The organism is Knoellia pratensis, assembly GCF_042666395.1.
In the GTDB taxonomy this organism is placed as follows: Bacteria; Actinomycetota; Actinomycetes; order Actinomycetales; family Dermatophilaceae; genus Knoellia; species Knoellia pratensis.
This window is the reverse complement of the sequence record NZ_JBHTDJ010000003.1, coordinates 261,645-273,096: the sequence shown is the minus strand read 5'-3', so window position 1 is coordinate 273,096 and position 11,452 is coordinate 261,645. Positions and strand designations below refer to the sequence as shown.

General features: G+C 69.0%; 12 protein-coding genes. 7 read left to right on the top strand and 5 right to left on the bottom strand.

Annotated features, from left to right (window positions below; genetic code table 11):
* Positions 1-38 precede the first annotated feature (38 nt).
* Entirely contained in the window at positions 39-806 is a 768-nt protein-coding gene (locus ACFQRE_RS11075) for a maleylpyruvate isomerase family mycothiol-dependent enzyme (RefSeq protein WP_380122189.1), read from the bottom strand.
* 115 nt (positions 807-921) lie between these two features.
* Between ACFQRE_RS11075 and ACFQRE_RS11070 the strand changes: the two genes are divergently transcribed.
* Together ACFQRE_RS11070 and ACFQRE_RS11065 are read left to right on the top strand one after the other, a co-directional pair.
* The gene (locus ACFQRE_RS11070) at positions 922-1,374 is read left to right on the top strand and encodes an SCP2 sterol-binding domain-containing protein (protein WP_380122187.1); all 453 of its coding nucleotides are present in this window, start codon (positions 922-924) and stop codon (positions 1,372-1,374) included.
* Positions 1,375-1,377: 3 nt separating this feature from the next.
* On the top strand, positions 1,378-2,955 hold the full coding sequence (locus tag ACFQRE_RS11065) for an AMP-binding protein (protein WP_380122185.1): 1,578 nt from the start codon (positions 1,378-1,380) through the stop codon (positions 2,953-2,955).
* A 97-nt stretch (positions 2,956-3,052) separates the two neighbouring features.
* On the opposite strand, the gene ACFQRE_RS11060 is transcribed toward ACFQRE_RS11065, so the two are convergent.
* Both ACFQRE_RS11060 and ACFQRE_RS11055 read right to left on the bottom strand, forming a co-directional pair.
* A complete protein-coding gene (locus ACFQRE_RS11060) occupies positions 3,053-3,871 on the bottom strand; it encodes an ABC transporter permease (RefSeq protein WP_380122183.1) in 819 nt (272 codons plus the stop codon).
* Positions 3,868-4,764: an ABC transporter ATP-binding protein gene (locus tag ACFQRE_RS11055; protein ID WP_380122181.1), complete on the bottom strand. Its 897-nt coding sequence runs from the start codon at positions 4,762-4,764 to the stop codon at positions 3,868-3,870. Before ACFQRE_RS11055 ends, ACFQRE_RS11060 begins: the two co-directional genes overlap by 4 nt.
* A gap of 143 nt (positions 4,765-4,907) precedes the next feature.
* On the opposite strand from ACFQRE_RS11055, the gene ACFQRE_RS11050 reads away from it, so the two are divergent.
* The 3 genes from ACFQRE_RS11050 to ACFQRE_RS11040 are packed head-to-tail and all read left to right on the top strand — an operon-like array spanning position 4,908 to position 8,730.
* Complete coding sequence (locus tag ACFQRE_RS11050; RefSeq protein WP_380122179.1) at positions 4,908-6,089, top strand: sensor histidine kinase; 1,182 nt, start codon at positions 4,908-4,910, stop codon at positions 6,087-6,089.
* On the top strand, positions 6,086-6,760 hold the full coding sequence (locus ACFQRE_RS11045) for a response regulator (RefSeq protein WP_380122177.1): 675 nt from the start codon (positions 6,086-6,088) through the stop codon (positions 6,758-6,760). Before ACFQRE_RS11050 ends, ACFQRE_RS11045 begins: the two co-directional genes overlap by 4 nt.
* Before the next feature lie 11 nt (positions 6,761-6,771).
* The gene (locus ACFQRE_RS11040) at positions 6,772-8,730 is read left to right on the top strand and encodes a diacylglycerol kinase family protein (RefSeq protein ID WP_380122174.1); all 1,959 of its coding nucleotides are present in this window, start codon (positions 6,772-6,774) and stop codon (positions 8,728-8,730) included.
* A 28-nt stretch (positions 8,731-8,758) separates the two neighbouring features.
* On the opposite strand, the gene ACFQRE_RS11035 is transcribed toward ACFQRE_RS11040, so the two are convergent.
* Positions 8,759-9,475, bottom strand: coding sequence for an SDR family oxidoreductase (locus ACFQRE_RS11035; protein ID WP_380122172.1), 717 nt, complete (start codon positions 9,473-9,475; stop codon positions 8,759-8,761).
* A gap of 81 nt (positions 9,476-9,556) precedes the next feature.
* Here ACFQRE_RS11035 and ACFQRE_RS11030 point away from each other — a divergent pair, with 81 nt between their 5' ends.
* Both ACFQRE_RS11030 and ACFQRE_RS11025 read left to right on the top strand, forming a co-directional pair.
* Positions 9,557-10,405: a LysR family transcriptional regulator gene (locus tag ACFQRE_RS11030; protein WP_380122170.1), complete on the top strand. Its 849-nt coding sequence runs from the start codon at positions 9,557-9,559 to the stop codon at positions 10,403-10,405.
* Between the two features lie 99 nt (positions 10,406-10,504).
* A complete protein-coding gene (locus ACFQRE_RS11025; protein WP_380122168.1) occupies positions 10,505-10,954 on the top strand; it encodes a hypothetical protein in 450 nt (149 codons plus the stop codon).
* A gap of 148 nt (positions 10,955-11,102) precedes the next feature.
* Here the strand turns inward: ACFQRE_RS11025 and ACFQRE_RS11020 are convergent, their stop codons facing one another.
* A complete protein-coding gene (locus tag ACFQRE_RS11020; protein ID WP_380122166.1) occupies positions 11,103-11,450 on the bottom strand; it encodes a hypothetical protein in 348 nt (115 codons plus the stop codon).
* Positions 11,451-11,452: the final 2 nt, after the last annotated feature.

Here is an 11,452-nt window from a genome sequence, read left to right as displayed (position 1 = left end):
TGTCCGTCTCGGGCACGAAGTCGGTTTGACGGTGCTGGTCAGGTGACGCGGGCGAACTCGCGCCAGCGCGCGAGCATCGCCGCATCGTCGGAGGCGAACTCGTCGCCTCGGTTCCAGAGACCGAGGTAGAGCTCGGCGGCGCTGCCGCTGAACGTCACGTCGACGTCGTCGAGCTCCACAGCCCTGGGCGTATGCCGTGTGCTCACCAACGGTTCGCCGCTCACCTCGACAATCCAGGCATGGTCGACATCGCCCGGGCGCACCGCAATTCGCATCGGCTCCTCGCTGCGCAGCTGGTACTTCGCCCGCGGCAGGAAGCCCGTGAGCAACTCGTCGATCCCGTCCGCAGCGAGCGGTGAGCCGATGTCGGCGAGCTGAGCGGACGGCATACGCGACAGCTTTGCCGACAGCGCGTCGACCGCGTGGATCGTCGTCTCGTGGCACTGCCGACGCGCCCAGAACTCGCGGGGCGCAGGCGCATCCTTGAGGAAGACGAGCGCGTCGAGGTCGGCGGGAGCGGCTTCGAGGGCGGCGAGGAGGGCCGCACCACCTTCGGTCAACCACTGCACGGGATCGGCCCGCGCCAGGCCCTCCTGCTCGAAGGGCTCGATGTCGCGCGCTCCCTCACTGTCACCCACGACGTTGGCGGTCGCCCAGCGATGCACCGCACCCTGGTGGGCGAGCAGGTCACGAACCGTCCAACCGGGACAGGTTGGGACCGGAGCGTCGAGACCGGCTGAGGCTGCGTCACGCACAAGGCTGCCTGTTGCTGCGGTCAACGCCGCGAGGTGAGACTCACGATTCATGGCTGCATCGTCGCGCATCGGTGTGACGGGAGGCACTGGAGTGCGCGCCTTGTCGCCCTACCTACTCACAAGTAGGGTCGATCCTTGACCCCGTACCTCAATGAGGAGCCTCACGATGACTGACATCGACCCCACGACTTTCGCCACGATGGACCCTGCCGATTTCGCCGCGACCGTCAAGACGCTCTCCGACAAGGAGATCAACGAGCTCATGGGTGGCGAGCACCGTCAGGCCATCCTCGACGCGATCTTCGACCGCTTCCCCACGCTCTTCAACCCCGAGAAGGCCAAGGGCGCCGACGCCCGCGTCAACTGGCGCATCACCGGTGGCTCCGGCGGCACGGATGACACGTACGCCGTCGTCGTCAAGGACGGCGCGTGCACGGTCGAGAAGTCCCCCACCGAGGAGCCCAAGACCTCGATCATGCTCGGCCCGGCCGAGTTCGCGAAGCTCATCACCGGCTCGGGCAACCCGACGATGATGGTGATGATGGGCAAGATCAAGGCCCGCGGTGACCTGAGCGCGGCCATGGCCTTCCAGAACTGGTTCGACACCCCCAAGGCCTGACTTATGTCGATCAGCCTGCTCACCGTTGGTGCGGTGATGGCCAAGCGCGGCATGCTCGCACCCGGCCCTCCGCACCGCCAGGTCAGCCAGCTCCGCTCGCTCCACAAATGGGGCTTCGGCCTCGCTGGCGAGCTGCGTCAGGCGGCCCATCGCAGCCCCAAACAGGTCGCCGTCATCGACGAGCTGCGTGGTTCGGTCACCTATGGCGAGCTGCTCGCCCGGTCCGAGCAGGTCTCGAAACTGTTGAGCGCCAAGGGTTTCCGTCCAGGACAGCGCCTTGGCCTGCTCGCGCGCAACCACGTGGGGGCGATCGAGATCATGACCGGCGCCTCGGCCGTCGGCATCGACCTCGTGCTCATGAACACCGGCCTGTCCGCTGGCCAGCTCGCGCTCGTCGCAGACCAGCAGGAGCTCACCGCCCTCATCCACGACGACGAGTTCGACGGCGTGGTCGGTGACCTGCCCGACACGATCACGGTCATCCGTGAGCGCGACTGGGCGGCCGAGCTCGACGCTGCGCCGGCGGCGACGCGGCTCGACCCCCCCGCCAAGGGCGGCCGCACGATCATCCTCACGTCGGGGACGACCGGCACCCCCAAGGGCGCCGCCCGCAAGACCCCCGGCGGCTTCGGTCCGCTCATCTCGATCATCGAGCGCATCCCCCTGCGAGCCGAGGACCGGATCCTCGTCAGCGCGCCGATCTTCCACACCTGGGGGTATGCCGCGATGCAGCTGAGCTTTGCCCTGCGGGCCACGATCGTGCTCCAGAGGCGCTTCGACCCGCAGGCGACCAAGGACCTCCTCGAGACGAGGGCGTGCCACGCGATGTTCGCCATCCCCGTGATGCTCCAACGGATGATGGAGCTGCCCGCTGACCCAGCAGGCAAGAGCCGCCGTCCCGAGCTGCGCGTCGTCGCGACCTCGGGGTCGGCCTACCCGCACGGGTTCACACGCACGTTCATGGACGAGTACGGCGACGTGCTCTACAACCTCTACGGCTCCACCGAGGCGTCCTGGATCTGCATCGCGACGCCCGAGGACATGCGCCGCGACCCCGACACCGCGGGCACGCCACCCCTTGGCACCGTGGTCAAGATCCTCGACGCCGACAACAAGGAGGTGACGCCGGGCGAGACGGGTCGCATCTTCTGCGGCAACGAGCTCGTCTTCGATGGCTACACCTCCGGGTCGACCAAGGACTTCGTCGACGGGCTCGTGTCCACCGGGGACATGGGCCACGAGAAGGACGGCCTGTTCCATGTCGACGGTCGCGACGACGACATGATCGTCAGCGGTGGGGAGAACGTCTATCCCATCGAGGTCGAGTCACTCCTCGTCGACCACCCGGCCGTGCGCGAGGTGTCGGTCGTGGGCGTGCCCGACCCAGAGTTCGGTCAGCGCCTCGCAGCGTTCATCGCGCTCAACGACGGGGCGGAGCTCTCGGCCGACGAGGTCAAGGCGCACGTCAAGGCCCACCGGGCCCGCCACTGTGTGCCGCGCGAGGTGCATTTCCTCAAGGAGCTCCCCCGCAACGCCACCGGCAAGATCCTTGCCCGAGAACTGCGCGCCAGCATCACCTGACGAACGAGCGACTTCGTGCCCCAAACGGACACGCTCGGTCGGCCGAAGGCCTCCGTTTGCGTGTCCGTTTGGGGCACGAAGTCGAATGGCGTGCGGGCTACTTCACCTCGCGGTGCATGACCCGGTAGGACCCGATCGCGAGCGGTAGCAGGACCCACACACCGAACGAGGTCGCGAGCTGGCCCCAGTTCTCACCGGTCATCGTGCCCTCGAAGAGAGGTCCCGTGACCTGGTTGAGGTCGAGCCACTTGCTGGGTCCGTCGAGTGCCCTGATGAGGCTGGTCGCCACCGTCCAGAGCGTCGGCAGGAGCAGTGACGCCACGATGGCGAAGGGTGTGTTGAGGAAGACGAACCCGAACGCGAGGCCCTGCAGCACGTAGATCGCGAAGGCGACGATGACTCCGACGGCCACGGTCCAGGTGACGTCCCAGGCGCCGTCTCCCCCGGCCACGCCACCGCCGATGACGTTGGCCAGCGCCGAGGCGGCGAATGCTGATGCTGTGACGATGAGTCCGAGCGCCACGGCTGCCACGATCTTGGCGACGATGACTCGACCGCGTCGGGGCTCGAGGGTGAATGTCACCAGGCCGGTGCGCTGACTCCACTCGGCGGTGGCCGCCATGATGCCGACGATCGGCAGGAGCATGACGAGCGGGAGTGCCGTGAATCCGAGGAAAGTGCCATACGTCATCTCGGCCGCCTCGCCCCAGATGAGGAGGGCGGTCACGACGAGGAGCGAGATCGCGGACATCACGATGAGCATCCAGCGGCCGGCACGCGTGTCGACCATCTTGCGCAGCTCGGCGTTGATCAGGCGGGACATCGGAACTCCGGGACGCCCGTCCTGCGCGGGGGTCGCCACCGGCCGGGCCAGTGCGGGATCAATCTCGGGGGTGCGGGTGTCGGTGGTGGTCATGCTGCGGTCCCTTCGCGTGACGTGGCGGCGGTGAGGCTGAGGAACATCTCCTCGAGGGCCTCGCCGCCCCCGGAGCGGAGCTCGAGGAGGACGATGCGCTCGTCCAGGGCGATCTGTCCGACGACTCCCGGTTCGGCATCGACGACGAGGCCGGACGAGATGTCGTTGACCGTGACCCCGGCGCGCTGGAGCGCAGCTAGCAGGGCTGCGTCGTCGTTCGAGCGGACGGTGGTGCCACCGCGGCTGAGCAGCTCGTCCTTGGTGCCCATCGCGACGATCTGGCCGCGGCCGATCATGACGAGATCGTCAGCGATGACCTGAACCTCGTGGAGCAGGTGGCTCGACAGCAGCACCGTGCCGCCGCCGTCCGCGAAGTTGCGGAGCAGCCCCCGCATCCAGTGAATGCCCTGCGGGTCAAGGCCATTGGCCGGCTCGTCGAGGATGAGGACCTCGGGCTGACCGAGCAGAGCGGAGGCGAGTCCGAGCCGCTGACGCATGCCGAGGGAGTAGTTGCGGACCCGGCGGCTGGCTTCCTCGTCGGTGAGCCCGACGATGGCCAGGGCCTCCTCGACACGCGACTTCGGCACACCGATCTGGATCCCGGCGAGACGCAGGACCTCGCGGCCCGTGCGGCCGGGATGCTGCGCCGAGGCGTCGAGCATGACGCCGACCTGGCGCCCCGGGTTGTGGAGGTCGCGGTAGGACTTGCCCAGGATGGTCGACCGTCCACTCGTCACGGGCGTGAGGCCGGTCATCATCCGCATGGCCGTGGACTTGCCGGCACCATTGGGGCCGAGGAATCCGACGACGCTCCCCGGACGGACCTCGAAGGAGATGTTGTCCACCGCGGTGAACCCGCCGTAGCGCTTAGTGAGGTTCTCGACTGTGATCATGACGACCACTCTGGTCCGTGCGCACGGGTGCGCACATCGGTCGTCGGTCCCGACCGGCATACGACTTTGGTATGCCGTCCGCTCACCGATCGCAGCCCGTGGGCTGACGTGCGCGCACCCGTCGGCTGCCTAGGCTCAACCTCATGCCCCCCTCCACGCCCGTTGCACCGAGCCGCCTGAGCTCGCTGTGGCGCTATGCCTTGGCGCTGCTCATCAGCGTGGTGGCCTGGGGAGCCGTTGCCATCGCCATGGACGACGCCAACATCGGCGACGAGCCCATCACCGTGTGGCTCATCCTCGGCGACACGGCGCTCGGTTTGGCCTCCTTCATCCTCATGCGATGGCGGCATCGCTGGCCGGGCCCGGTCGCCGTCATCACCGGGGCGTTCTCCTTCGTGTCGGCAGCCAGCGCAGGACCGGCCACCTGGGCCGTCGGCTCCACTGCGTCTCGGCACCGCTGGCGTCTCCTGGGTCTGGTCGCCCCCCTGAACATCGTCGCCGGCGTCGTCCAGGAGCGGTTCTACCCGGGCGAGGACGAGCTGCCGCTGTGGGCGTTGATCCTGTTCGGATTCCTCATCGTCGGCATCGTCATCGCCGTGGGCTACGCGATGGGTTCGCAACGCGACCTCATGGACTCATTGCGCGATCGAGCAGACACGGCCGAGCGGGAGCAACAGGCTCGAATGGCGCAGGCCCAGGCCGCAGAGCGCACCCGTATCGCCCGCGAGATGCATGACGTTCTGGCACACCGGATCTCACTCGTGGCGATGCACGCGGGAGCACTGACCTATCGCACAGACCTTTCGGCGGCGGAGCAGGCAACGGCAGCGAGAGCCATCGAGGACAACGCCCACCATGCGCTTCGGGATCTGCGTGATGTTCTCGGAGTGTTGCGGGACCCCACCCAGCCGACGAGCAGCAACCCCGAGTTACCGCAGCCGGTCATCAGCGACATCGCCCGCCTCATCGAGGAGGAGCGCACCAGCGGCATGCGGGTGACCCTCGACGACACCATCGACGGTGAGCTGCCCGACAACCGGGGGCGGACGGCATACCGGATCGTCCAGGAAGCACTCACCAACGCACGCAAGCACGCCGCCGCGACGTCGGTCACGGTGACGCTGAGCGGCAGCGAGGACGACGGTCTGACCGTGACGATCCGCAACGCCGCCCCGGTCGGCACGCCCGGATCGACGCTGCCCGACTCGGGCCTCGGGCTCATCGGGCTCGACGAGCGGGTCGGGCTCACGGGCGGTCGGTTGAGACACGGGCGCGATGCCGGGGGCGGTTATGTCGTCGAGGCGTGGATACCGTGGCAGGTGTGAGTGACCCGAGCGATCCTGCACCCATCCGGCTGGCCATCGTCGACGACGACCCGATGGTGCGCGCGGCGCTGCGCATGATGCTCGGCGGCGACTCGGGCATCACCGTCGTCGGCGAGGCGGCCAGTGGCGAAGAGGCGCTCGCGCTCGTGCCGGAGTCCGGTGCCGAGCTGGTCCTCATGGACATTCGCATGCCCGTTCGCGACGGGCTGAGCGCGACCGAGGTTCTGCTGAGCCGCGATCGGTCGCTCAAGATCATCGTGCTCACCACCTTCGACGCCGACGACATGGTCCTGCGGGCGCTGCGGATGGGTGCCGCCGGCTTCATGCTCAAGGACACGCCCCCGGCGCGTCTCGTCGAGGCGATCAAGACGGTCGCGGCCGGGCAACCCATGCTCTCGCCGAGCGTCACGGCCCAGCTCATCGCGGCCGTCGCGGGACCGGATTCCGGCGCCGACGAGCGACAGGATGCCCGGGCGCGACTCGCCAGGCTCACCGACCGCGAGCGCGAGGTCGCACAGGCAGTGGGGCGCGGGCTGAGCAATGGCGAGATCTCGGCGGAACTCTTCATGGGCGTACCCACCGTCAAGACCCACGTCGGTCGGCTGTTCCTGAAGCTCGGGGTGGAGAACCGCGTGCAGGTCGCGATCCTCGTCCACGACGCCGCCGAGTGATGCAACCCAACGTGACCAAGAGGTCGAACGTGGTCGAGCACCTCGTCGGGGTCATCGTGCACCCGGCCAAGCCACGCAGCCGTTCAGCGCTGGCCGCGTTGAGGCGGGCCACGCGGCGCCGCGGATGGCCCGAGCCCATCGTGCTCGAGACCTCGGTCGACTCACCCGGCGCCGCCCAGGTGGGCGAGCTGCTCGGTCAGGGCGTGGACCGGCTCGTTGCCATCGGTGGGGACGGGACCTTGCGTGAGGTCGCCGCCGCCCTGGCCCGCTCCGGCGGTGCATCCGACGGCGTTGCACTGGGGGTCATCCCTGCGGGGACCGCCAACCTGTGGGCGCGCACCATCGGCGTGCACGGCTACGACCTGGATGCCGTCGCCGACGTCGCGATCGCCGGGCCGGCACGTGACAGCGACCTCGCGTGGGTGACGGTCACGAGGGCCGACGGGACGACCCGCACGCACGACGTCGCCGTCGTTGCCGGGGTCGGCATGGACGCCGAGGCCTTCGCCGCGACGCAGGAGCGCACCAAGGACCGGATGGGGTGGGCGGCCTACTTCGCGGCGCTCGGGCGACGTGCCGTGGGCGACCCGATCACCGTGGGGACGCAGCTCGACAGCCGACCCGCGACGCGTGAACCGGCGCGCACGGTCCTCGTCGGCAACTGCCGGGTGCTTCCCCTCGGCCTGCCACTCATGCCCACGGCGTCGATGACCGACGGCCGTCTCGATGTGCTCGTCATCGCGCCCCAGAACGTCTTCGGCTGGCTCGGCGTGGGCGCCGGGGTCCTGTCGGGGCGCCGCGGCGGTTGGACCGGCATGCGCACCCACCGCGCGCGCCACGTCGTGCTCGACCTCGAGGAACCCACCGCCGTCCACGTCGACGGTGACCCGGTCGGCGAGGCGGTCCGGCTCGAGTTCGGGGTCTCGCCAGCGGCCCTGCTCGTCCGCAGTCGCGAGGTGGCCGAGAGTCCCGACGAGCGCATCCACCGCCTCGTCGACGACCCCGAGCGTGACCTCGCCGACCTCGCGAACGCCCTGCACCGCAGTCGCCGCTGGTCCTCTGACCACGCCCGGGAGCACCTCGTCCGCGACGCCTTCCTCTCGCTCCAGGGCGCCGACCTCACTCGTTTCAAGAGCCTGCTCAGTGCAGGATCGGACCACCGCGATCTCGAGCACCTGGTCTTCGACGTCGTGGACGACCCCGGCGCTCGGCGGGACATCCTCGACCACATCGCGACCCAGGCCGCAGCCATCGACGACCTGCCCGATCTGCACGTGCTGAGCGACATCGACGACACCTTGCGGTCCGCACTGCACGACAAGCGCTATCCGCGCGGCACCGTCTATCCGGGGGTCATCGCCCTCTATCGCGCACTGGACGCCGGGCGTTCCGGTGACCCGACGACACCCGGTGACCTCACCTTCGTCACCGCCCGCCCGATGGACCCCTTCGGCCTCATCGAGCAACACACCCGGCGCGGCCTGCGCGATCTCGGCCTGCCGCCCCACGCCGTGCTGTCGGGGACCTTCGACGGCCTGCGCAGCCACGACTCGATGGCGGGAGCGAAGATCGAGAACTTCGAGCGCTTCCGGTTGCTCATGCCCGAGACCCACGTCGTCTTCATCGGCGACAGCGGTCAGGGCGACATCGAAGTGGGCCGGCGGATGCTCGCGGCCGACCCGGATGCGGTGCGTCTCGTCCTCATCCACGACGTCGTCGCACTTGCTGACGAGGAACGAGCAGCGTTGCGATCAGAGGGAATCGTCATCGTCGACACTCCCGTGGGTGGTGCCGTCGAGGCGTATGCCGCCGGGCTGGTTTCGTCTGCCGGCCTCGCCTCGGTGGTCGAGGCGGCCGAGCGGGACCTCGCGCACATCAGGTGGGAGTCACCCGCGCAGGAACGGGCGACGACAGCGCTCGTGGAGCGCGATCTCGCAGCTGCGCGGGCGGCATACGCCGAAAGGCAGTGACGCCTGGCGCACGTCCCGCGCGACCGACCTACCAGGGGATGACGCCCGCGTCGTCGAAGTACCCGCCAGTCGGACCGTCGTCGGGCAGCGTCGCGAGGTGGATCGCGATCCCCGCGCCCTGTTCCGCTGTCCGGAAGCCCCGAAACCCGTTGAGGTCCGTGGCGACATACCCCGGGCAGCCGGCATTGATCAGGATGTTTGTGTCCTTCAGTTCCTTCGCGTACTGCACGGTGATGGCGTTGAGGAACGTCTTGGACGGCGAGTACGCAGCGGCGATCGGCCCGACGTCCCCAGCGCTCTGCAGCGTGAGGGACCCGACGCTGCTCGACATGTTCACGATCCGCGGCGACCCCGCACGGCGCAGCAGTGGCAGCATGGCGTTGGTGACCCGCATGACGCCGATCACGTTGGTCTCGACAACTGTCCGAATCTCGTCGAGATCCACGACAGTGGGCTCCTGCGGCATCCCGCCGGTGATCCCGGCGTTGTTGACCAGGACGTCCAGGCCACCCCTCTCCTCCAACAGCAGGACGGCGCCCGCCACGCTCGCCTCATCCGTCACGTCGAGCGGGACGCCGAAGGCATCGACCCCCTCCGCCCGGAGCTTCTCCACGGCAGCCTCGCGGCGGGCGTCGTCCCGCGCGCCGACCCCGACGCTCCACCCCTGGGCGCCCAGGCCCTTCGCGATCTCGTAACCGATTCCCTTGTTCGCGCCAGTGACCAGCGCAGTTCTCGTCTCGCCCATGGGTCAAGCGTGCGCCCTGTCGCGAGGTGGCGGCCAACACCGATCGGGTGCTCGGCGATACCGCGAAGGTATCGTGGCTGGATGGAGACACGGGAGCTGAGGTACTTCGTCGCAGTGGCGGAGGAATTGCACTTCGGGCGCGCCGCCGAGCGGCTGGGAATGTCCCAGCCGCCTCTGTCGCGGGCCATCCAACAATTCGAACGCCGCCTCGGTGCGAAGCTGCTCGAGCGGAGCAGCCGCGGCGTCGCGCTGACCGAAGCGGGTGCGGTGCTGCTCGACGAAGGTCGGGCGGCGTTGGACGCCGTGGCGGCGGCGGAGCGCCGCACCCGCCGGGCCGCGCCCTCCGCCTCTGGACACCCTGGGCTGGTGCTGGTCGCGAAGGCCGGGGCCTCGAGCGAGCTGCTGTCGAAGCTGGTCCACGCGTACGCCGCCGAGCCGGACGCCGTCCCCGTCAAGGTGGAGCTGTGCGGGATCGGCGAACAGGAGCGGTGGTTGCGCGACGGTCGGGCCGACGTGGCCTTCCTGCACCTGCCGTTCGACTCGGTGGCGGGTTTCGACACCGAGGTGCTGTCGGTGGAGTCACAGGTCGCCGTCCTGCCTGCCGGGCACCCGTTCACCGTTCGCGCGGACCTGCGCATGGCGGACGTCACCGGCCTGCCCGACCTGCCGCTACCGCGCTGGCCTCACCGGGACGGGTCCCGCCCGGAGGGCGAGGGACCCGAGGTCCGCGACGTCTCCCAGCTTTTCCAGCTGATCGCGCTCGGCCGGGCCTGCGCCGTGCTGCCGGAGTCCGTCCGGAGTGCGGTGGGCAGCGATCTTGCCGTCGTTCCGGTGCTGGACGCCCCGACAGTGACGACGCTGATCGCCTGGCCGCCACACAGCCGGTCCCGGGCGCTTGCCAAGCTGGTCGAGACGGCTACGAGGCTCTGACCCGGCCGTCCACGTGCGGGCACCCAAGCCACGTCGCTCTTGACATGGGATAGGCGCACTATCCATTATTGGAGAGAGCCACTATCCAAGGAGAGCCGCATGTCCGTGCTGACCGACCCCCACACCCTCGTCACGACCACCGCCGTCCTGTCCGACGCATCCCGCTCGACCGCCGGGATCCTGCTCCTCGCCCTCGTCACCGTCGAGACGGGCGGGATGTACATGCTGAAGATCGTGCGAGGCGGTGCTGACGTGACGCCGTTCCAGGAGAAGTTCGCGCGGGCCGGTCACGCGCACGCCGGCGTGCTGCTCCTGCTCGCACTCATCTGCCAGATCCTGGCCGACTCGACGACCCAGACCGGGGCCCTCAACTGGCTGTCCCGCTCAGGAGTCGCGGCGTCAGCCCTGCTCATGCCCGGCGGCTTCTTCTTCTCCTCCATGGGCGCCGGCCGGACCCAGCCCAACAGGCTCATCGCGCTCGTCTTCGCCGGCGCCGCACTGCTGGCCATCAGCCTCATCTCCCTCGGGATCGGGTTGCTCACGGCCTAGGGTCGGGACGTGGACACGCACAGCCCGGTCATCCACCTCACCACGGCGCACCGCGCAGTCTCCGACGGTCCACAGACCAACGCAAGAACGCCGCGTATGCCGTGTGGCCGGCATACGCGGCGTTCTTTCTTTTTCGTTGGACTGGGTGTCAGCGCCGCTTCTTCTTGGACTTGTTGGCGGTGGGCTTGGGCTTCTTGCGCGGCGCAGGTCGCGTCGCGTCATCGACGACCGGCTCGACGTGGTCGGGCACGATCGTCGGGCGGGCCCTGGCCCAGCCGAGGAATCCGGCCGAGACGACGAGCAGGGCGAGCCCGGTCCAGAGGTTGGCATTGACCCCGCCGGTCTTCTCCAGCTCCTTGTCGCCGAAGAGACCCATGAGCGTGAGGATGATGCCGTAGAGGCCGAGCAGCATCCCGATGAAGTTGCGGATGTCGAAGGCGCCGGCGGTCTTCTTGCCGCCGGTCTGCTTGGCGGCTGTCTTCTTGGTGTCAGGCATGT